At 60.4% G+C, this 21,050-nt stretch carries 20 protein-coding genes; 11 read left to right on the forward strand and 9 right to left on the reverse strand.

The features are described 5' to 3' along the window. Position 1: 1 nt before the first annotated feature. The 7 genes from F6S08_RS14225 (at position 2) to F6S08_RS14255 (ending at position 6,794) form a co-directional block, all read left to right on the forward strand. On the forward strand, positions 2-262 hold the full coding sequence (locus tag F6S08_RS14225; protein ID WP_065927897.1) for a YeaC family protein: 261 nt from the start codon (positions 2-4) through the stop codon (positions 260-262). Next, positions 259-1,089: a DUF2797 domain-containing protein gene (locus F6S08_RS14230; protein ID WP_315871767.1), complete on the forward strand. Its 831-nt coding sequence runs from the start codon at positions 259-261 to the stop codon at positions 1,087-1,089. The genes F6S08_RS14225 and F6S08_RS14230 overlap by 4 nt, the downstream gene beginning before the upstream one ends. 13 nt (positions 1,090-1,102) lie before the next feature. Further along, the gene (pepN, locus tag F6S08_RS14235; protein WP_137212422.1) at positions 1,103-3,760 is read left to right on the forward strand and encodes an aminopeptidase N; all 2,658 of its coding nucleotides are present in this window, start codon (positions 1,103-1,105) and stop codon (positions 3,758-3,760) included. 146 nt (positions 3,761-3,906) lie between these two features. Continuing rightward, the gene (locus F6S08_RS14240; protein ID WP_065927895.1) at positions 3,907-4,623 is read left to right on the forward strand and encodes a helix-turn-helix transcriptional regulator; all 717 of its coding nucleotides are present in this window, start codon (positions 3,907-3,909) and stop codon (positions 4,621-4,623) included. 51 nt (positions 4,624-4,674) lie between these two features. Next, positions 4,675-5,010 carry a nuclear transport factor 2 family protein gene (locus F6S08_RS14245; protein WP_315871768.1) on the forward strand — a complete coding sequence of 112 codons (336 nt, stop codon included), beginning with the start codon at positions 4,675-4,677 and terminating at the stop codon, positions 5,008-5,010. A 15-nt stretch (positions 5,011-5,025) separates the two neighbouring features. Beyond that, positions 5,026-6,129 carry a cell division protein ZapE gene (gene zapE / locus F6S08_RS14250; protein ID WP_315871769.1) on the forward strand — a complete coding sequence of 368 codons (1,104 nt, stop codon included), beginning with the start codon at positions 5,026-5,028 and terminating at the stop codon, positions 6,127-6,129. 173 nt (positions 6,130-6,302) lie between these two features. Next, entirely contained in the window at positions 6,303-6,794 is a 492-nt protein-coding gene (locus tag F6S08_RS14255; RefSeq protein ID WP_027606459.1) for a GNAT family N-acetyltransferase, read from the forward strand. Between the two features lie 102 nt (positions 6,795-6,896). Here the strand turns inward: F6S08_RS14255 and F6S08_RS14260 are convergent, their stop codons facing one another. From F6S08_RS14260 to F6S08_RS14275, 4 genes are all read right to left on the reverse strand, one after another. Beyond that, positions 6,897-7,106 carry a hypothetical protein gene (locus tag F6S08_RS14260; RefSeq protein ID WP_065927892.1) on the reverse strand — a complete coding sequence of 70 codons (210 nt, stop codon included), beginning with the start codon at positions 7,104-7,106 and terminating at the stop codon, positions 6,897-6,899. Between the two features lie 144 nt (positions 7,107-7,250). After that, the gene (locus tag F6S08_RS14265) at positions 7,251-9,476 is read right to left on the reverse strand and encodes a TonB-dependent siderophore receptor (protein WP_065927891.1); all 2,226 of its coding nucleotides are present in this window, start codon (positions 9,474-9,476) and stop codon (positions 7,251-7,253) included. Between the two features lie 114 nt (positions 9,477-9,590). Continuing rightward, positions 9,591-11,348, reverse strand: coding sequence for a phosphoethanolamine transferase CptA (locus F6S08_RS14270; RefSeq protein ID WP_315871770.1), 1,758 nt, complete (start codon positions 11,346-11,348; stop codon positions 9,591-9,593). 160 nt (positions 11,349-11,508) lie between these two features. After that, on the reverse strand, positions 11,509-11,688 hold the full coding sequence (locus F6S08_RS14275; protein ID WP_256097793.1) for a DUF6026 family protein: 180 nt from the start codon (positions 11,686-11,688) through the stop codon (positions 11,509-11,511). A 226-nt stretch (positions 11,689-11,914) separates the two neighbouring features. Between F6S08_RS14275 and gnd the strand changes: the two genes are divergently transcribed. From gnd to F6S08_RS14290, 3 genes are read left to right on the forward strand one after another with little or no spacing between them, the layout of a single operon-like run. Continuing rightward, entirely contained in the window at positions 11,915-12,943 is a 1,029-nt protein-coding gene (gnd, locus tag F6S08_RS14280; protein ID WP_223841635.1) for a phosphogluconate dehydrogenase (NAD(+)-dependent, decarboxylating), read from the forward strand. Then, the gene (zwf, locus tag F6S08_RS14285) at positions 12,940-14,463 is read left to right on the forward strand and encodes a glucose-6-phosphate dehydrogenase (RefSeq protein ID WP_065948661.1); all 1,524 of its coding nucleotides are present in this window, start codon (positions 12,940-12,942) and stop codon (positions 14,461-14,463) included. Before gnd ends, zwf begins: the two co-directional genes overlap by 4 nt. Further along, complete coding sequence (locus tag F6S08_RS14290; RefSeq protein WP_065927888.1) at positions 14,460-15,284, forward strand: Cof-type HAD-IIB family hydrolase; 825 nt, start codon at positions 14,460-14,462, stop codon at positions 15,282-15,284. Before zwf ends, F6S08_RS14290 begins: the two co-directional genes overlap by 4 nt. A 65-nt stretch (positions 15,285-15,349) precedes the next feature. On the opposite strand, the gene F6S08_RS14295 is transcribed toward F6S08_RS14290, so the two are convergent. Further along, positions 15,350-15,610, reverse strand: a complete 261-nt coding sequence (locus F6S08_RS14295) for a hypothetical protein (protein WP_065927887.1) — start codon at positions 15,608-15,610, stop codon at positions 15,350-15,352. A gap of 344 nt (positions 15,611-15,954) precedes the next feature. Between F6S08_RS14295 and F6S08_RS14300 the strand changes: the two genes are divergently transcribed. Beyond that, positions 15,955-17,277, forward strand: coding sequence for a sigma-54 dependent transcriptional regulator (locus F6S08_RS14300; RefSeq protein ID WP_027606451.1), 1,323 nt, complete (start codon positions 15,955-15,957; stop codon positions 17,275-17,277). Between the two features lie 81 nt (positions 17,278-17,358). On the opposite strand, the gene F6S08_RS14305 is transcribed toward F6S08_RS14300, so the two are convergent. From F6S08_RS14305 to F6S08_RS14320, 4 genes are all read right to left on the reverse strand, one after another. After that, a complete protein-coding gene (locus tag F6S08_RS14305) occupies positions 17,359-18,666 on the reverse strand; it encodes a hypothetical protein (protein ID WP_065927886.1) in 1,308 nt (435 codons plus the stop codon). A gap of 49 nt (positions 18,667-18,715) precedes the next feature. Then, positions 18,716-19,459, reverse strand: a complete 744-nt coding sequence (locus F6S08_RS14310) for a hypothetical protein (protein WP_315871771.1) — start codon at positions 19,457-19,459, stop codon at positions 18,716-18,718. A 38-nt stretch (positions 19,460-19,497) separates the two neighbouring features. Continuing rightward, on the reverse strand, positions 19,498-20,178 hold the full coding sequence (locus tag F6S08_RS14315; protein ID WP_315871772.1) for a C39 family peptidase: 681 nt from the start codon (positions 20,176-20,178) through the stop codon (positions 19,498-19,500). Positions 20,179-20,239: 61 nt separating this feature from the next. Beyond that, complete coding sequence (locus F6S08_RS14320; protein WP_027606447.1) at positions 20,240-20,986, reverse strand: hypothetical protein; 747 nt, start codon at positions 20,984-20,986, stop codon at positions 20,240-20,242. Between the last annotated feature and the right edge of the window lie 64 nt (positions 20,987-21,050).

Consider the following 21,050-nt stretch of genomic DNA (forward strand, 5'->3'; position numbering starts at 1 on the left):
TATGTCCTCTTTTGCTGAAATGATCGAAAACATCACCCCGGACATCTACGCGAGCCTCAAGCTCGCCGTGGAAATCGGCAAGTGGTCCGATGGCCGCAAGCTCAGTGCCGAGCAGCGCGAACTGTCCCTGCAGGCCATGATCGCCTGGGAGATCCAGAACCTGCCGGAAGAGCAGCGCACCGGCTACATGGGCCCGCAGGAATGCCAGTCGAAGTCGACCACCGTGCCGAACATCCTGTTCAAGTCGGATGCGATCCATTGATTGAAATTGGTCGCGGTGCAGTCAGCAAAATGTCGGCGCAACTCGGTGAGCCGACCGTTCAATACGCGTTTCGCCTGGGCGATACCGAGGTGCCGGTCAACCCCCTGATCGGCACCCATGTGCGCCTGGAATACCTCGGCGCCATTCATTGCAGCCATTGCGGTCGCAAGACCAAGACCAGCTTCAGCCAGGGCTATTGCTACCCGTGCATGACCAAGCTGGCCCAGTGTGACCTGTGCATCATGAGCCCCGAGCGTTGCCATTACGACGCCGGCACCTGCCGTGATCCAGGCTGGGGCGAGACTTTCTGCATGACCGACCACGTGGTGTATCTGGCCAATTCGTCGGGCATCAAGGTCGGCATCACCCGTGCCACCCAATTGCCGACGCGTTGGCTGGACCAGGGCGCCAACCAGGCGCTGCCGATCATGCGCGTGGCGACGCGCCAGCAATCCGGGTTTGTCGAGGATGTATTGCGCAGCCAGGTGGCGGACAAGACCAACTGGCGTGCGTTGCTCAAGGGCGACGCGGTGGCGGTGGACCTCAAGCAGGTGCGCGACGAGTTGTTCGCCTCCTGCGCCGATGGCCTGCTGCAATTGCAGGAACGCTTCGGCCTGCAGGCTATCCAACCGGTAACCGACCTCGAACCGTTGGAAATCCGCTACCCGGTGGAGCAGTATCCAGCCAAGATCGTCAGCTTCAACCTGGACAAGAACCCGATTGCCGAAGGCACGCTGCTGGGGATCAAGGGCCAATACCTGATCTTCGACACCGGCGTGATCAATATTCGTAAGTACACGGCCTACCAGCTCGCCGTGCATCAGTAGAAGGATGCCACCCATGCGCACCGAACAACCGAAGATGATTTACCTGAAGGACTATCAGGCGCCGGACTACCTGATCGAAGAGACGCACCTGACCTTCGAGTTGTTCGAGGACCACAGCCTGGTCCACGCGCAGCTGGTGATGCGCCGTAACCCTGAGCGTGGCGCCGGCCTGCCGCCGCTGGTACTCGACGGCCAGCAGCTGGAGTTGCTGACCGTCAACCTCGGCGACCAGGAACTGAGCGAGGCTGACTACCAGCTGACGGACAGCCACCTGACCCTGCATCCGACCCGCGAAACCTTCACGGTCGACACCAGCGTGCGCATCCACCCGGAAACCAACACCGCCCTGGAAGGCCTGTACAAATCCGGCAGCATGTTCTGCACCCAGTGCGAGGCCGAGGGCTTCCGCAAGATAACCTATTACCTCGACCGCCCCGACGTGATGAGCACCTTCACCACCACGGTGATCGCCGAGCAACACCGCTACCCGGTGCTGCTCTCCAACGGCAACCCGATTGCCAGCGGTCCCGGCGAAGACGGCCGCCACTGGGCGACCTGGGAAGACCCGTTCAAGAAACCCGCCTACCTGTTCGCGCTGGTGGCCGGTGACCTGTGGTGTGTCGAAGACAGCTTTACCACCATGACCCAGCGTGAAGTGGCACTGCGCATCTACGTCGAGCCGGAAAATATCGACAAGTGCCAGCACGCCATGACCAGCCTGAAAAAATCCATGCGCTGGGACGAAGAAACCTACGGTCGCGAGTATGACCTCGACATCTTCATGATCGTGGCGGTCAACGATTTCAACATGGGCGCCATGGAGAACAAGGGCCTCAATATCTTCAACTCCAGCGCCGTGCTGGCCCGCGCCGAAACCGCCACCGACGCCGCGCACCAGCGGGTCGAGGCCATCGTTGCCCACGAATACTTCCACAACTGGTCGGGCAACCGCGTGACCTGCCGCGACTGGTTCCAGCTGTCGCTGAAGGAAGGCTTTACCGTGTTCCGTGATTCGGGCTTCTCCGCCGACATGAACTCCGCCACGGTCAAACGCATCCAGGACGTGGCCTACCTGCGTACCCACCAGTTCGCGGAAGATGCCGGCCCTATGGCCCATGCGGTGCGCCCGGACAGCTTTATCGAGATCTCCAACTTCTACACCTTGACCGTGTACGAAAAAGGCTCGGAAGTGGTCGGCATGATCCATACCTTGCTCGGCGCCGAAGGCTTCCGTAAAGGCAGCGACCTGTACTTCGAACGCCATGACGGCCAGGCCGTGACCTGCGACGACTTTATCAAGGCCATGGAAGACGCCAACGGTGCCGACCTCAGCCAGTTCAAGCGCTGGTACAGCCAGGCCGGTACGCCACGCCTGGCGGTGAGCGAGTCCTACGACGCTGCGGCCAAGACCTACAGCCTGACCTTCCGCCAGAGCTGCCCGGAAACCCCGGACAAGGTCGAGAAACTGCCGTTCGTGATCCCGGTCGAGCTGGGCCTGCTGGACGGGCAGGGCGCGGGCATGGCCTTGCGCCTGGCCGGTGAAGCCACAGCCGGCGCCACGTCCCGTGTGATCTCGGTGACCGAAGCCGAGCAAACCTTCACCTTCGTCGACATCGCCGAACAGCCGTTGCCGTCGCTGCTGCGTGGTTTCTCGGCACCGGTGAAACTGAGCTTCCCGTATAACCGCGACCAACTGATGTTCCTGATGCAGCATGACAGCGACGGCTTCAACCGCTGGGATGCGGGCCAGCAGCTGTCGGTGCAGGTGTTGCAGGAACTGATCGGCCAGCATCAGCAGGGCCAGGCGTTGCAGATGGACCAGCGCCTGATCACGGCCTTGCGCAGTGTGTTGAGCGACGAAAGCCTGGACCAGGCCATGGTTGCGGAAATGCTGTCGTTGCCGGGCGAAGCCTACCTGACGGAAATCAGCGACGTCGCGGACGTGGATGCCATCCACGCCGCGCGTGAGTTTGCGCGCAGGCAACTGGCTGACAACCTGCATGAGCCGCTGTGGTTGCGTTACCAGGCCAACCGCGAACTGTCCAAGCAGACGCCTTATGTGGCGGCGGCCGAGCACTTCGCCCGGCGTGCCTTGCAGAACATCGCGCTGTCGTACCTGATGCTCAGCGGCAAGCCCGAAGTGCTGGCGGCGACCCTTGAGCAGTTCGACACCAGCGACAACATGACCGAGCGCCTGACCGCGCTGGCGGTGCTGGTGAACTCGCCGTTCGAAGCGGAGAAGGCCCAGGCGCTGGCGGTATTTGCCGAGAACTTCAAGGACAACCCTTTGGTCATGGACCAGTGGTTCAGCGTGCAGGCCGGCAGCCCGTTGCCGGGCGGGCTGGAGCGGGTCAAGGCGTTGATGGAGCACCCGGCGTTCACGCTCAAGAACCCGAACAAGGTGCGTGCACTGATCGGCGCGTTTGCCGGGCAGAACTTGATCAACTTCCACGCCGCCGACGGTTCGGGCTACCGCTTCCTGGCGGACCTGGTGATCCAGTTGAATGCGTTCAACCCGCAGATCGCTTCGCGCCAGTTGGCGCCGCTGACCCGCTGGCGTAAATACGACAGCGCGCGCCAGGCGTTGATGAAGGCGGAGCTGGAGCGCATTCGTGGGTCGGGTGAGTTGTCCAGCGATGTGTTCGAGGTGGTGAGCAAGAGTCTTGCTTAAATAAGTCGCTTCGGTAAAAAAAACGGCCTGTTCAGGCCGTTTTTTTGCCTCGCAGCTTCGTTCAAGGAGCGCTTTTTTGCTGCTGACGTTTCCTGGCAGAAGGCTCTGCTAAGCTGCGGCACTTTTCCTTGTTCGGTGGGATCAACGTGTCGCGTACCACTCGTTTACTGACGTTGTTGCAGGCCCTGCGAGGCAAGAAACGCCCGGTGACCGCCGCCGTGCTGGCGGCGCAATTGGAAGTGTCCGAGCGTACGCTGTACCGCGACATTGCCGAGTTGACCGCCCTGGGCGCGCCGATTTTCGGCGAGGCCGGGGTAGGGTATGTGCTGCGCAGCGGCCTGTTTTTGCCGCCCTTGATGCTCAACGCCGAAGAAACCGAAGCGATCGTGCTGGGCTTGCGTTATGTGGACCAGCGCGGCGATGACGTGCTCAGCCGTGCCGCCGCCAACGCCTTGGCGAAAATCGCTGATGTGCTCGACCCGGCGGCGCAGGAAGCCTTGCGCAACCCGACGTTGCTGCCCGGCCCGCCAGGGTTTGGCTACCCGGAAAACCGCGTGCCGCTGGATGTATTTCGCGAAGCGATTCGGCATCAGGACAAGTTGCATATCGACTACGCGGATGCCAGCCAGACCCAGAGTCAACGCCTGATCTGGCCCCTGGCCCTGGGGTTTCTCAATGAGGTGCGGGTGATCGTGGCCTGGTGTGAGCTGCGCGGCGCGTATCGCACTTTTCGCACCGACCGCGTGGCGAGTGCCGAGGTCGTCGGCGAACGTTATCCGGGGCGGCGCAGCGACTGGCTGCGGGCCTGGCGCAAGCTGATGGAACAGAATGAATCCGGGCCCTTCACTCCTGACAAAAACTGACACACCCCTGGCTTAGCATGCTGCTACAACCACCTGAAAAGGAGCTTTGCCATGTCCCAGCCTGAATTGGCCCCCTCCATCGCCGCCTATATCGCGGCGACCAATACCCGCGACACCTCGGTCATTGCCCAGTGTTTTGCCGACGATGCCAATGTGTTCGATGAAGGCCAGCATCAGGTGGGCACCGCCGCCATTGCACGCTGGATGGAAGACACCGGGCGCCGCTACCAGCCGCGTGTCGAGGTGCTCAAGGTGCAGCACCGTACCGGCAAGGTGCTGGTCAGCAATGTGGTCTCCGGCAATTTTCCCGGCAGTCCGCTGGAGTTGCGCTACACCTTTCGCCTGGACGCGCAGGGCAAGATTTCACGGCTGGACATCTCCCTGTAGGTCATAATCGCGGGCATGACTTTCGACTCGCCCCTCGCTGCTTACCAACACGCCATTACCCAACAGGGTTTCGTTGCCGACGACGCCCAGCGCCGGGCGGTGGATGCCCTGCAAGCCTGCCATGCAGCCCTGCATCAGGGCCGTTCGCCCGTGACTGGCGTTTACCTGTGGGGGCCGGTGGGCCGCGGCAAGACCTGGTTGATGGATCAGTTCTACCAAAGCCTGCGGGTGCCCGCACGGCGTCAGCATTTTCATCACTTCATGGGCTGGGTGCATCAGCGTCTGTTCCAGCTCACCGGCACCCATGACCCGTTGCAGGCCCTGGCGCGGGAGCTGAGCCGGGAGGTGCGGGTGTTGTGTTTCGACGAGCTGTTCGTCAGTGACATCGGTGACGCGATCATCCTCGGCCGGCTGTTCCAGGTCATGTTCGAGGAAGGTGTGGTGATGGTCTGCACCTCCAATCAACCACCGGCCCAGCTGTATGCCGATGGCTTCAATCGGGAGCGCTTCCTGCCGGGCATTGCGGCGATTGAGCGGCATATGCACGTGGTGGCGGTCGACGGTGGCGAGGATCATCGCTTGCATCCAGGTGTGGGCCGGCAGCGCTATTGGGTGAACCAGCCCGATGCGCTGGCGAACGTGTTCGCACAATTGGCCGAAGGCCAGGCGGTGAGTCGTGGTCCGGTCACCGTCGGCCATCGTTCTATCGTGTGCGTGCAGGCCAGTGACAGCGTGCTGTGGTGCCGCTATGCCGACCTCTGCGAACAACCCCTGGCGGCAATGGATTTCATCCTGCTGTGCGACCGCTTCAAGGCGATCCTGCTGGGGGAGGTGTCCAACCTGAGTGCGCAACAGCGCCCAGGCCGGATTGCCCGCGGCACCGAGGATGGGGTCGAGCGCGTGGTGGCCGGTGATCGCGAGTTGCCGCAGTTGTCGGTGCACGACGACAGTGTGCGTCGCTTCATCGCCCTGGTGGACGAGTGCTACGACCGCAAGGTGCCGTTGTTCATCGACGCCCAGGTGCCGCTGGAGCACCTGTATACCGACGGTTACCTGGCGTTTCCTTTCCGTCGCACCTTGAGCCGCTTGCAAGAAATGCAGCTGCAGCGCTTCGGCTGAGGCCTGTACGAAAAAAGCCCTGAATGGGCACTTTGGGTTTTTTTAATGCCAAAGCCTTCGCGCTTTCGGGCGCACATTTGTAGTTAATCTCCTTCATCTGGTGCTGACTCCACGCTTACAATCGTGCCCCTCAAAGGGAACCGGTTCCCTTGTAGTCGTGATCGAGGACGGAAATGGACACCCCAGATATCCTGGTGCTGCAAGCCAGCTACACCAATCCTGTACATGCCGAAGCCATTGCCAAGGTGCTTAACCATTACGCAGAAGACCCCATGGGCGGCGGCCATAGCCTGCCCGCTGATCTACTGGAGCAGCTGCCGGCCGAGTTGGCCAAGCGCCCCCATGCGTTCAGTGTCCTGGCGTTTGTTGGCGGTGAGCCGGCGGGGCTGGTGAATTGCTTTGAAGGGTTTTCCACCTTTGCCTGCCGCCCCTTGGTCAACGTGCACGACGTGGTGGTGATGAATGAGTTTCGCGGCTTGGGGCTGAGCCAGAAAATGCTGCTGAAGGTCGAGGACATCGCCCGCCAGCGTGGTTGCTGCAAGATCACCCTGGAGGTGCTGGAAGGTAATGCCGTCGCCCAGTCGGCGTATCGCAAGTTTGGTTTTGATGATGCGAAGTTTGATCCCGCCCATGGGCGCATGTTGTTCTGGAACAAGCCGCTTTAATAAATAACCGGCGAAAAAAAGGGCGCCAGCGGAGGGCGCCCAATAAACCTTTGCCAACGGAGCGGTATGGCCCAGGGTGTTACGGATTAACTAACGATTAACTTAACTCTTGGGTTGTTCCTGTTCGGTCGTGTTGGTGTTCGGTGTCTTGCCGTCGGCGGACGCCGTTTGTTCAACCGTACCGTGAAGCGTCTGCTGCGTGAAGGTGAAGTTGTTGTAGAACTCCTTCGAGCGCTCCGAGCCGCCTTCGGCAAACGCGGCGGCGGAGCCCAGGGTCATGAGGCTGGCAAGCATCAAGGTCGAGAGTTTCATCTGTGTTTACTCATTAAGTGTGATCGGTTATCTGCTCTGTCCTTGATCAGAATCGTGGGGCGATTCTGGTGCGGTCTTATTAAGTGGGAATTAACGCGAGAAACATCCGAAGTTAACAATATCGTTAACTTCGGATGGTCGGCTTTAAAGCTTCCAGTCAACGGCCAGCGTAATGGCGCGTGGGTCGCCCCAATACACGCCGTTATAAAAGCCAACGCGCTCGTAATACTTTTTATCGAATAGGTTGTTGACGTTAAGCGACGCTGAGACGTGCTCGTCGAATTGATAGCGGGACATCAGGTTGACCACCGTGTATGCCTGTTGTGTGATCTTCGCCCGTTCGGTCACCGGTGTGTTGCCGACGCGTACCCCTGTAGGTCGATTGCTCCAATCGTAAATGTCGCTCTGCCAGTTCACCGCACCGCCGACCGTGAGGTTGCGCCACGCCCCCGGCAACCGGTAGGCGCTGGAGACTTTCAGCAGGTTCAGCGGCTGCCCGGTGTTGTTGCGTTTACCCGAGCCGTTGACCGAATGGGTGTAGGTGTAGCCGGCCGTCAGGTTCCAATCGGGCATGATTTCCCCGGCAGCTTCCAATTCGAAGCCGTTGACCTTGTTACCTTTGCCGCCGGACTTGTAGTACTCCTCGCCGGTGATGGGGTTTGGTGGCACCGAATCGTCCCGCTCGGCGACGTTGTCCTGGGTGCTCCAGAAATACGCCGCCGCCAGGTTCAGGCGCTCCTCCAGCACGCTGCCCTTGAGGCCCACCTCGTAGTTGCTGCCGACCACGGGCTCCAGGTACTTCTTGTTGGCATCGCGCAGGCTCTGGGGTTTGAAAATGTCGGTATAGCTCGCGTAGACGGTGTACTCCGGCGTCAGGTCGTAGAGCAGGCCGGCGTAGGGCGTCCACATATCATTGTGGGTCTGGGAGGTCTTGTTGGTGGCCGTCAGTTGGTCGTTGGCGTTGTATTCGGGGGCCGCGCTTTTCAGTTCCCAACTGCCATAGCGGCTGCCCAGCACTGCATGCAAGCGGTCGGTGAGGCTCAGTCGCGTGGCCAGATAGCCAGCCTTCTGTTGCTTGCTGCTGTGCTCGCCCTTGAGGTCGGTGACGGTGTCGCCGAACTTGGCGATCCCGCCCATGTATTTCCAGTCTTCGATGGTGTAATAGCCGGCGGGTAGGTTGCTGCGCATCACGGGGGAGACGTCCCGCTGCGTGGCCTCGCCATAGCCCATCATCAGTGCATGTTCGCGGCCCAGCAGTGCATAGCTGCCGGCGAGGTTGAGGTCGACGGCCTCCATTCTCGATGTGCCGCGCATGTGGCTGGCCCAGGCGGTCATGCCGCTGCGGTCATCGTTGGGGAACCCCGCACCGCCGTAGTACACCTTGCCATCCGTGTCGCTCTGGCGATGGGTGTAGGCGGCCTTCACGTGCCAGTCGCCGCCCAGCCGATGGTCGAGCGTCGCGAAGGTGGTCTTGTCCGTCAGCGGCCAGGAACTCCAGTGCGCCGCCATATTGGTGGAGCGCGACAGCCCGGCCTTGCCGCCCTCGCTGTTCCAGTACGGCACGGTGCCCCATGAGGTGCCCTGGACCTGCTTGTTCTGGTAATCGAAACCTACGGCCAGCACGGTATCGTCGGAAAGATCGCCTTCCAGGATGCCGTAGCCGACCGCCCGCTGCAGGCCATAGTTGTCGCGGAACGATTGGCTGTCACGGTAGGCCAGCACCGTACGCCCGCGCAGCTTGCCGTCGAACGCCAGCGGGCCGCCCACGTCCACGTAGCTGTAATAGTTGTCATGGCTGCCGGCGCTGACGCCGGTTTTCGCCTGCCATTGGGCCGTCGGGCGCTTGCGCACCATATTGATGGTGGCCGAGGGGTCGCCGGCGCCGGTGGTCAAGCCCGTGGCACCGCGTACCACCTCGATGTGGTCGTAGATAATGGTATCGGCGTCGGACTTCATGTAGCCGAAGGTATTGAGCATCCCGTCAATCTGGAAGTTGGTGATGCCGTAGCCGCGGGAGGAATAGGACACGCGGTCGGAGTCGTTATGCTGGACGTTGATCCCGGTAGTCTGGCGCAGCACGTCGGTCAACGTGTTGAGATTGAAATCATCCATCTGCTGGCGAGTGATCACCGAGATCGATTGTGGGGTTTCCTTGACCGACAGGTTCAGGCGGGTGGCGGTGCTCATCGAGCCGGTGGTGTAGGCGCCTGTGTGTTCGGTGGTGGCGCCCAGGCCTTCGGCGGAGATGTTGGTCGCGCCGAGTTCGAGCGGGGTGTGTTCAGGGTCGGTTTCAGCCAGCAGGGCCGGGCTTAGGGCGGCGCCGCACAGGCCGAGCGTGAGGGTCATGGAGCGGGTAAAAGGCGCGAACATCGCGGAAGACTCCTTGTCGTCTTTGCGGCCACCCCGGAAAGGGAAGGCCTTGGCTCAAAGACGAAAGGAGCGGTGGAACTTTAGGGCTAAACGAGAATGATTGTTATCTTTCTGTTACAAGGCCGGCGGTTCCTGCAGGACCACATCGGTCGGATGAACCTTCTTGGGCTTGATCAGGCTGAAGTCAATCAAGGCCTTTTGCGGGCGCATGTAGGGGTTGCCGATCATCAGCGGGCGCGGCGTGAAGCTGTCGCTCACGACGCTCTTGCTGCGGTCCAGTTCGTTGAAACTCAGCCCGGCGAGGTCGGCCCAGGTGTGGATCAATTGCGAGCTGCTGTAAGGGCGTTGCAAGTCGCCGGCAAACTTCCAGTCGTGGGTTTCGCGCCATTTCGGCGAGGCATAGGCCATGAACGGAATGGTGTACATCGGCGCCGTCGGCTTGCCTTCGTTACGCCCCAGGGTGGCGTGGCCGGCGGAATCGAATACGTCTTCGCCGTGGTCCGACAGGTACAACAGGAAGCCGTTGGGATCGGTCTTGGCGTAGTCCTTGATCAGGCTCGACACCACGAAATCGTTGTACAGCACCGCGTTGTCGTAGCTGTTGTAGACGGGCAGTTGATCGTCGCTGATTCCGGCAGGCACGCCCTGGCGATCGGTGAATTTATCGAAGGTCGGTGGGTAGCGGTACTGGTAGCTCATGTGGGTGCCGAGCAGGTGCACCACGATGAACTTGCGCTCGGCCGGGTCGGCCAGGGCCTTGGAGAATGGCTCCAGGACATCGCCGTCGTATTGGCGGGCGTTCTGGTTGCGGTTGTTGTTCAGGTACACCTGCTCGTCGGCCTGTTCGGAAAAGGTCGTGAGCATGGTATTGCGCTTGGTCATGGTCTGCTGGTTGGTGATCCAGTAGGTCTTGTACCCGGCCTGTTTCATCACGCTGACGATCGACGGTGTCTTGAGGTAGAGATCGGGGTTCTCCTCGTCGGCGAACGTCAGTACCTGTTGCAGGGCTTCGATGGTATAGGGGCGCGGGGTGATGACGTTATCGAACACCGCCAGTTGGTCGCGCAGCTTGTCCAGTTCCGGCGTGGTGTTGCGCGGATAGCCGTAGAGACTCATGCGTTGACGGTTGGTGGACTCGCCGATCACCAGCACCAGGGTCGACGGCTGGCCGGCCATGGTGTCCTTGAGGTTGGTCAAGGGGGGGATCTGGCTGGCGCTGTCGAGCATGCCTTGCATGTTGTCCAGTTGTTCGGTGTAGCGGCGGTAGGCAACGATCATCTGCCAGGGCACGGCCGGTTCGATGCGCGACTCGAAGCGGTCGATGGCGTCGTCCAGGGTGTCGCTGCGGGCTATCTGCTTGACCAGCGGGTAACCGATGATCGCCACCAGGATCGCCGTTGCCGCCACCAAGGCCTGGCCGCGCGGCAAGTATACCGGGCGTACCCGGGTCCACAGGAAAATAGCCACGGCGGTGTGGGCAATGAACGCCAGCACGATCCACCAGGCGAAGTATTGGGTGGCGTACTCGCCGGCTTCGGAGATGTTCGACTCGAACATGATGAAGATGACGCTTTGGGAAAATTCCTGCTGGTAGATGAAGAAATAACCCAGGCTGGCCATGGAACAGGCCCACAGCACCACGCCGATCACGGCGGCCAGCAGGCGCGTACGGCGAGGGAATACCAGCAGTGGCGCGAGCCATATCGCACTCATGAAGAAGGCTTGGCGAAAACCACTGAAGCCGGAAGTGCCGCTGAGTTGGATCAGCAGTTGGGTAATGCCGGAGAAGTACCAGAAAAACACGAATAGCCAGCCAAGACCGGCCCAATCAAAGCCTTTCGCAGACTTGCTGCTGCGTTCGAACATCGCCATCCAGCGCTCCAACCCGGTAATTTTTCAGTTGACGCGCAGGGCTGCACGCAACAGAGGCCACCCTTGCATGGGATGGCCCTTGGGGGCGGGAGTATCGGGAAGGGCATGTGAAAACTTTGTGAGATTTATGTAGCCGTTATCTTACAAAGTGATGACGGGCTCAGCAGAGCGCGGGCTGCGCACCGGAAGGCTGGTCCAGCTGGGCTTGAATGATATGGGCACGCAGGCGCATGACCTCAAGCTGCAACTGATCGCGTTCGTCTTTCAACTGGCGCAATTCATCGCGACGGAGTGTGACGTAGAGGGTCTGTGGAGGACGGGTCATCTGTGCTGTGCTCATTGCTTGCCTCGCAAATAGCCGGTGTGTCGCGGTGTGCCAGAACGCTTGAGTCGAGGTTCTCGGCAACAGTCGGAAGCAATTCTGAATTCTTTTTCCCATCAATGGAACTTTTTTATTTTTGGTGGTCGTGTGACTTTCGGAGGCGTGATGGTGAAACGATGGCAATTTTTTCCCATGAAACTACACGGATCTGCCCTGGACTAACCCTCATTAGCCTCATTGCGCTATAAACTATGTCACACATTTATTCAGTAGTTGGGAGCATCAGCACATGCAACTGGGGATTATCGGACTAGGCCGCATGGGCGGGAATATTGCACGGCGCCTGATGCTCAATGGGCATACCACCGTTGTTTACGACCGTAACGAAGCATTTGTCAAAGGTTTGAGCGAAGAGGGCGCCACCGGCGTTGCCGACCTGAAGGCCCTGGTGGCCGGGCTGCAGAAACCCCGTGCCGTCTGGGTGATGTTGCCGGCAGGCGACCCCACCGAAAACACCATCAATGAACTCAGTGAGCTGCTGGAAGACGGTGACGTGATCATCGACGGCGGCAACACCAACTATAAGGATGACGTGCGTCGCGGCAAGGCCCTGGCGCAAAAGGGCCTGCACTATGTCGATGTCGGTACCTCCGGCGGGGTCTGGGGCCTGGAGCGTGGCTACTGCATGATGATCGGCGGCGACACCGAGACTGTGCAGCGCCTCGACCCGATCTTCGCCAGCCTGGCACCGGGCCTGGGCAACATCCCGCGCACCAAGGACCGTTCCGCGTCGGCTGACAAGCGTGCCGAGCAGGGCTACATCCACGCCGGCCCGGCGGGTTCCGGGCATTTCGTCAAGATGATCCACAACGGCATCGAGTACGGGATGATGCAGGCGTTTGCCGAAGGTTTTGACATCCTCAAGACCAAGAACTCGGAAAACCTGCCCGAAGACCAGCGCTTCGACCTCAACGTTGCCGATATCGCCGAAGTCTGGCGCCGTGGCAGCGTGGTCTCGTCCTGGTTGCTGGACCTGACTGCCGACGCGCTGGCCACCGACCCCAAGCTGGACGGTTACTCCGGTTCCGTGGCCGACAGCGGCGAAGGCCGCTGGACCATCGAAGCCGCCATGGAACAAGCCGTGCCGGTGCCGGTACTGTCCACGTCGTTGTTCGCGCGGTTCCGCTCGCGCCAGCAGAGCACCTACGGTGACAAGATGCTGTCTGCCATGCGCTTTGGCTTTGGCGGCCACGTGGAGACTTCCAAAAAATGACCGCCAACGGCAAGAAACTCAAGGCCGAACCTGCTCCACCCACGACCCTGTTTCTGTTTGGCGCCCATGGCGACCTGGTCAAGCGCCTGCTGATGCCGGCGCTGTACAACCTCAGTCGTGATGGCTTGCTGGGCGATGGCTTGCGCATCGTTGGCGTTGATCACAACGCGATCAGTGATGCCGACTTCGCCAAGAAACTCGAGGACTTTATCCGCACCGAGGCCGCGAGTAAGGTCAAGGGCAATGGGGATAACGCCCTCGATCCGGCATTGTGGGCGCAACTGGCCAAAGGCATCAGCTACGTCGAGGGCGATTTCCTCGATGACAGCACCTACGCCGACATCGGCAAGAAGATCGCTGCCAGCGGCACCGGCAACGCGGTGTTCTATTTGGCCACCGCACCACGCTTCTTCAGTGAGGTGGTGCAGCGCCTGGGCAGTGCGGGCCTGCTGACGGAAACCGATGACAGTTTCCGGCGCGTGGTGATCGAGAAGCCCTTCGGCTCCGACCTGGCCACCGCCGAAGCGTTGAACGCCAGCCTGCTCAAGGTGATGAGCGAGAAGCAGATCTATCGCATCGACCATTACCTGGGCAAAGAGACGGTGCAGAACATCCTCATCAGCCGTTTCTCCAACGTGCTGTTCGAAGCGTTCTGGAACAACCACTATATCGACCACGTGCAAATCACCGCCGCCGAAACCGTCGGCGTGGAGACGCGAGGCAATTTCTTCGAAAAAACCGGCACCCTGCGCGACATGGTGCCCAACCACCTGTTCCAGCTGCTGGCGATGGTGGCCATGGAGCCCCCGGCCGCCTTTGGTGCCGATGCGGTGCGCGGTGAAAAGGCCAAGGTCATCGGCGCGGTACGCCCGTGGTCCCTGGAAGACGCGCGGGCCAACTCGGTGCGCGGGCAATACACCGCGGGCGAAATCGCCGGCAAGCAACTGCCCGGCTACCGCGAAGAAGCCAACGTCGCTCCCGACAGCAGCACCGAGACCTTCGTCGCCCTCAAGGTGATGATCGATAACTGGCGCTGGGTCGGCGTGCCGTTCTACCTGCGTACCGGCAAGCGCATGAGCGTGCGCGACACCGAGATCGTGATCTGCTTCAAGCCGGCGCCCTATGCGCAATTCCGTGACACCGAGGTGGACGAGGTCAAGCCCACCTACTTGAAGATCCAGATCCAGCCCAATGAAGGCATGTGGTTCGACCTGCTGGCGAAAAAGCCCGGGCCCACCCTCGATATGGCCAACATCCAGCTGGGTTTTGCCTACAAGGACTTCTTCGAGATGCAACCGTCGACCGGGTATGAAACCCTGATCTACGACTGCATGACCGGCGACCAGACCTTGTTCCAGCGCGCCGACAACATCGAAAACGGCTGGCGAGCAGTGCAACCGTTCCTCGATGCATGGAAGGAGGACGACGGGATCCAGACCTATAAGGCCGGTGAAGACGGGCCCGCAGCGGCTGATGGGTTGCTGGCGCGCGATGGCCGCACCTGGCACTCGCTCGGATGAGTGACGCAGCGATTCATCCCATCCGTTTTATCCTCAGCGACGTGGACGGCACCTTGCTGCATCCGGATCATCGCCTGAGCCAGCGCACCGTCGACGCGGTGAGCGCCCTGCGCGAGGCCGGGGTGTTTTTCAGCCTGGCCAGCGGGCGACCGCCCAAGGCCATGCTGCACCTGATCGAGACATTCGGGATCGATGTGCCGGTGGCGGGCTTCAACGGTGGCACCTTGATCAACCCGGATGGCAGCATCCTGGTTGCCCACCATTTGCCAGCGGAGGCGGCGCTGGTGACCTTGGCGCTGTTCTCGGCCGAGCCGGATGTGGAAGTCTGGGTGTTTGCCGACGGCGACTGGCTGCGCCGTGGTCCGCCAGGGCCGGTGGAACCGCGCGAAGCCCATGGCCTGGGGTATGGGCCGGTGGTGGTGGAAAGTTTCGAACCCTACCTGGAGCGTATCGACAAGATCGTCGCCGCGAGCAACGACACCCAATTACTGGTGACGTTGGAAGCGCAATTGCAGCCCAAGGTCCAGGGCTTGGCCCAGGTATCGCGTTCGCAGCCGATTTATTTGGATGTGACGGCCATGCTGGCCAACAAGGGCGAGGCGTTGAAGACCCTGGCGGCGCACCTTGGGGTGCCGCTGGAGCAGACGGCGGCCATCGGGGATGGGGGCAATGACCCGGCGATGTTTCAGGTGGCGGGGTTGTCGATTGCCATGGGGCAGGCGGAAGAAGCCGTCAAGCGCCAGGCCAGCGTGGTCACCGGCAGTAATGTCGAGGAGGGCGCTGCGGAAGCAATCGAACGGTTTATTCTCGCGGCGCGATAAGCGTCTTAAGTTCGATTGTGCAACTTGCGATCACTGTTTTGCAGTGATCGCAAGTTAGCCGCGATTTACTTCGGCATGGCCCAGGACTGCAACTGGTAGCCATCTTTGTCGAGTTCGGCGCGGGCCCGCAACAGCAAGTCTTCCAATTGCGCCGGGTCGCTATAGGTGTTCGACGACAGCTGTTTGCTGCCGATACGGTTATTGGTGCGGTCGATGACACTCAGGCTCAGGGCGCCATTGCCATCGTGCCAGGCCACGCATTGAAAGGGCTGGAAAGCACGGTCTGCGATCAAAAGAGCTTCGTTGATGCGGAGCGGGGCGTTCATGTGGGTCTCTCTCTAAATGCCCATTCAAGTGAGTACCGGCGGTTGGGCTGACCGTGCGGCGGGTTACTTGTACTGATGCGCGATGACGGGGTACGGGTCACATGTTAGAGCAACAAATTTCAACTTTTCCTGATGGACGTCATGTAAGCGGCTGTTTTGAAAGCTGATTGAAAGTTTTGCGAAGACGCAACTTTTTGACCTGCAAACACGAGTAGTGGCTTTTTGTCCGCACTTATAGCGAAACGATACAAGCACGCTGTCAAGATCTTGCTAGGGTTATCGGCAACCATTACAAACTGTTGTTTCTAAATAACTTTAGTGATTTTTGACGCCAAGGATCAGTCATGGGTGTGCCCCTCGTCCAACGTCGTTTGCTCGTGGTTGACCCCTGTGACGACTGCCACGGGTTGCTGCCCGGTTTGCGTACGGCCGGGTGGGATGTCGACAGCTGCACATTGGAATCGGTAGGAGAGCGCTCATGCGATGTCGGCCTATTGCGCCTGCAGCCCTATCATCTGGAGCGGCCCGAAGCGGTCAAGGAACTGATCAGCCGCAGTGGCACCGAGTGGATCGCCGTACTCAGCCAGGATGTGCTGCGCCTGCAAAATGTGGGGGACTTCGTCTGCGAGTGGTTTTTCGACTTCCATACCCTGCCATTCGACGTGGCGCGGGTGCAGGTGACCCTGGGCCGCGCGTTTGGCATGGCGCGCCTGCGTGGCAAGGGTCACACCCCGGTAGATGAAGGGCACGAGTTGCTGGGGGAAAGCCGCCCCATTCGTGAGTTACGCAAATTATTGTCCAAGCTGGCGCCCACGGAGTCCCCGGTACTGATCCGTGGCGACAGCGGCACCGGCAAGGAGCTGGTGGCCAAGACCCTGCACCGCCAATCCCAGCGCCATGCCAGGCCCTTTGTCGCGATCAACTGCGGCGCCATTCCCGAACACCTGATCCAATCCGAACTGTTCGGCCATGAGAAGGGCGCGTTTACCGGTGCCCATCAACGCAAGGTCGGGCGCATCGAAGCGGCCCATGGCGGCACCCTGTTCCTCGATGAAATCGGCGATTTGCCCATGGAACTGCAAGCCAACCTGCTGCGCTTTCTCCAGGAAAAGCAGGTCGAGCGGGTCGGCGGCAGCCAGCCGATTCCGGTGGACGTGCGGGTGTTGGCGGCCACCCACGTCGACCTTGAAGCGGCCGTCGCCAAGGGTGCTTTCCGCGAAGACTTGTACTACCGGCTCAATGTGCTGCAGGTGGTCACCGCGCCCTTGCGCGAGCGCCATGGTGATGTGGCGATGCTGGCCAACCACTTTTCACGCTTCTACAGCCAGGAAACCGGCCGCCGCCCCCGCAGCTTCAGCGATGACGCCCTGGTGGCCATGGGGCAACACCCGTGGCCGGGCAATGTGCGCGAACTGGCCAACCGCGTGCGCCGCGGCCTGGTACTCGCCGAAGGGCGCCAGATCGAAGCCGCCGATCTGGGATTGCTGGGCGAACAGGCAATTTCGCCACCCATGGCTACACTGGAAGACTATAAGCACCGTGCTGAACGCCAGGCGCTGTGCGATGTGCTCAACCGGCACAGCGACAACCTGAGTGTCGCGGCCCGTGTGCTGGGGATTTCCCGGCCGACGTTCTACCGGTTGCTGCACAAACACCAGATCCGCTAGGGCGGGTAAACCGAAAAGCCCCGCAACGACCCTTATCGTTGCGGGGCTTTTCCTTGTGCACCGGATTCTGTAGCGGTCGGGTTAGAAGTAATACGGGAATTTCAGGCTGAACGTAAAGTCCGGCGCATCGTCCGTCATGCCGATTGCCAGGTTCGGCACGATGGTCAGGTTATCCGACGCGGCAATGGTCATCCCCACGTTGAAATAACCGGCGTTGGCATCGCTGGAAACCACCGATTGCCAGTCGCCGCCGTTGGGCTTGAGCCTGCTCTTGCGCTGCACCAGGTCGGACACCGAGAACGACATACTCATCTTCTCGTTGAGGGCAAAGGCCACGCCGACCCCGAACTGGAAGCTGTCGCCCAGGCTGACCTTGCCGCCGACCTTCTGGTTGACGTCACTGCTGATGTCATCGAAGGATTCTTCGAAGTTATGGGTATAGGACAGCGAGCCGAATAACACGGCAGGATCGAAGGTCTTGACCAGGGAAATGCCCGGTGTGATCGACCACACGCCATTGCCCGTTGGCAGGCTTTCCGGCACGAACAGGTTGTCGTTGCCGGGCGTATTGATCAGCTTGATACCAAACGGTTCTTTGCCGGTGGGCGCCTTGACCCGCACCGATACCACCGCATCCGGCAGGGTGGGGGTTTCGTCGAGGAACTTGTAGGCCACGCCGAAGTTGACGTCGCCGATGGTCGGGTCGCGCGTCACCGATTGTTCCGACGTCGCGGTGCCGTTGTTGCCGGCACCGGCAGACTGGTAGGTCGACTCGCGGTACACCACCGGCACGTTCACATCGAACTGCCAACGGTTATCGACGTTGTAGCGCCCGGTCAGGTCCAGGGTCCAGTTATCGGACTTGATGCGGTCCAGGTTGATATTGCCGAGGAAAATCGAGTCCAGCGCCAGGAACCCGTTGAGGGTCAACTGACGGGCGTCGTAACGGGCATAGGTGACGCCGGTTTCGAAGCTGAACTTGCCATTGCCGAAAAAGCCGCTGGCTTCGTTATAAAGGTTGCTGACACTTTGCGCCGGGGCGGAGTCGTCCTTGAGGGACTGGCCGTAGGAACTGCCACCACCCCCTCCAGCGCCACCGGATGCAGCTGCGGCACCCGTGCCCGCGACGGTGGTGCCGTTGGCTTTTTGAAAGTCTGCCGGGGACTTGGCCAGACGTTTGGGGGCCGGTGTGGCCGGTTGGTCTTCGACCTGACGCACGCGCTGCTCCAGCACGGCCAGCGCTTTTTGCTGCACTTCGTACCGCTGCTTGAGTTCCAGGAGTTCCTGTTTGAGGGTTTCGATGTCGCTATCTGGCGCTGCATACAGAACGGATGCGGGCAAGAGCGTACTTAAACAGATCACAGCACGGAGCGATAACGATCGATGCATGAAATAAGCCGTCCTTTTCTAATGCGTAAGTGTCGACGGTCAGCGTAGTTCAATAACCGAGCGTGCGTAGGGCTTTGAGTTGATCCAGATTGCAGTTCAATGCGCCGTTGTTCAAACCGTTGTTGTTCATCACTACGTTGAGTTGGGTCATGTTGTTGACGAAGTTAGTGTTGCCGGTCAGAACCGTGCCTTGCAGCACATTCCCACCACCGATCTGCTGCAGGCTGTTGCCCTGGTTGTGGTTGGCCTGGATCGCCATCTGCAAGCCACCGTTGTTGGCCGACACGCTCACGCGGCCTGCTGCGCTGTCACCGGTCACCGTACCGCCGGCGACCAGAGCTTGCCCCGATTGCACGATGTTGGAGGGTGCAAAACCGTTCTCGACGGTGATGCCTACATTGTTGTAAGCGGTGTTGCCATCGCCGGCGGTGCGTACGCTTTGTGTCACACCCTGGCCGCTGCCCAGGCCGGCGCCGCCGGTGACCGTGCCGGTGCCGGTGTTCGGGTTCGTGCCGTTGCCGGTCGAGCCGGTGGTTTGTACGTAGAATTGCGGGGTGATGGTCGACGAATCGATCTGCATGCTGGCCTTGCCGGTGATGGTGTCACCCACGGCGTTGGTCCAGGTGCTGCTCATGACAATGCCGAAGCTGATGATCCGCCCCGGCATCACGTAACGACCGCGCAGGTCGGCCATTTCCGAGTCCTTGAGCTCGATGGGTTTGAACCCCGACGAAGCATAAGCGGGCATTGAGGCTGCCAGACACAAGACCGTCAGCCAACGGGAAGTGTTCATCTTTTGCTCCTGGAGCGTCCTGCCCCTTATTGCGCTTCTTAGAAGAAGTCGCTCTGGATAAAACCGAAATCCATCAGCTCGGCATCGCCTACGGGCCTGAACTCATTCAACTGGTTCTTGGCGGTCAGTGGCGTGGGCGGGTCGAGCAGGGCGTTGGCCTTGTCGTAACCTTCACCCAGCACGGCGAACACGATGCCGTTCCAGCCCTTGACGAAGTCATCATGGGAATAGCGCTTATGGCCCAGTACCGGGTCGCCGATATAGACCCAGTCCTTGTCGGCCCGCTGCATCACCACGAAGTGCTTGTAGCCACGAATTTCCAGCAGGACCACCACGGGGATCTTTACGGTGACCAGTGTTTCTGGCGCGATTTTGTAGCCCCGGGCACGCATGCCGATGCTTTCGAGGTAGCGCTTCATGTCCAGCATGGAAAAGCCCTGGGTACGCACCAGGTCCTGGTCGGAATTGACCAGCATGCCTTTGATGACGTGATCTTCGTCTACATCCAGCCAATAACCCTGGCGCAGAATGGTAGCGAGTGCCGCAGCACCGCAGCTGAAATCGGTTTTCTGTTCCACCAGGTTGGCGAACCGGCGTTCACGAATACTCTCGACCTTCTTGTAGATCACTGCACCGCCAGGCAGGGCGGAGATCGCCATGGTGCCTGCCCAGGTCGCGCCGGTGAGCAGCATCAGGAGGGTGAGGGTCGCGAGGCGCATGATCATGTGACCTGCTGGACACTGGAATAAAAAAGGGCCTTGTTGCCAAGGCCCCGTTGGATCAGAAGCGCACGCCGCTGGCGCAGACGCTGCAACCTTGACCGATCGACAGGCTGTTGCTGCCTTGGTTGCCCGAGCCGGATTGCAGGTTCACACCCACGTTGCCGGAGTTGCGGTTAACCGAGTTGTCGAGGCTGGAGTTGTTGGACACGTATTGGGCTTTGCTGCCATGGCCATACCCGTAGCTGGTAGCGGCAGTGTTCAGGTAGCTGTTGGCGAGCGAGTTTTGTTCGGTGTTGGCGGCCGCTGCGATGTTTTTGCCATCAGCGGTGGTGATTGCCAGGTTGTTTTTACCCTGGTTGCCTTGACCGGCCTGGCCGTTGTAACCCAGGTTGCCGGAGTTCCCGTTAGCCGAGTTATCCAACGAGGCGTTGTTCTGGGTGCCTTTGTTGACGAAGTTGTTGAGCCCGCTGTTTTGATTGACATCGACGACAGCGAATACCGTTGCAAAGTCACCTTTGGCACTGGAGATGGCGCCGGAGTTGTCGGCCTGGTTACCACTGCCCGCCTGTACGTTGACCCCGGTGTTACCGCTGTTGCTGGTTACCGAGCCGTCGGCAGAGGCGTTGTTTTCGGTTTTGGTGTCATCGAACTTGTTGCCCACGCTGTTTTGCACATCGGTCACGACAGAGGCAACCACACCGGTGGGTTGAGGTGCAGGGTGCCAGCCGCCACCTGCTTGAGCAGCAGCAGCCATGAGTGCGGCCAGTGCGAAAACCAGTGGTTTCAGAGCCATTTGAGGTTTCATGGTGTTTCTCCTTGCTTCTAATTAGTTGGTTAAGTGTTGGTACGGTCTAACGAGTGCTACCAAG

It is taken from the genome of Pseudomonas sp. JV449 (assembly GCF_032424295.1).
In the GTDB taxonomy this organism is placed as follows: domain Bacteria; phylum Pseudomonadota; class Gammaproteobacteria; order Pseudomonadales; family Pseudomonadaceae; genus Aquipseudomonas; species Aquipseudomonas marginalis.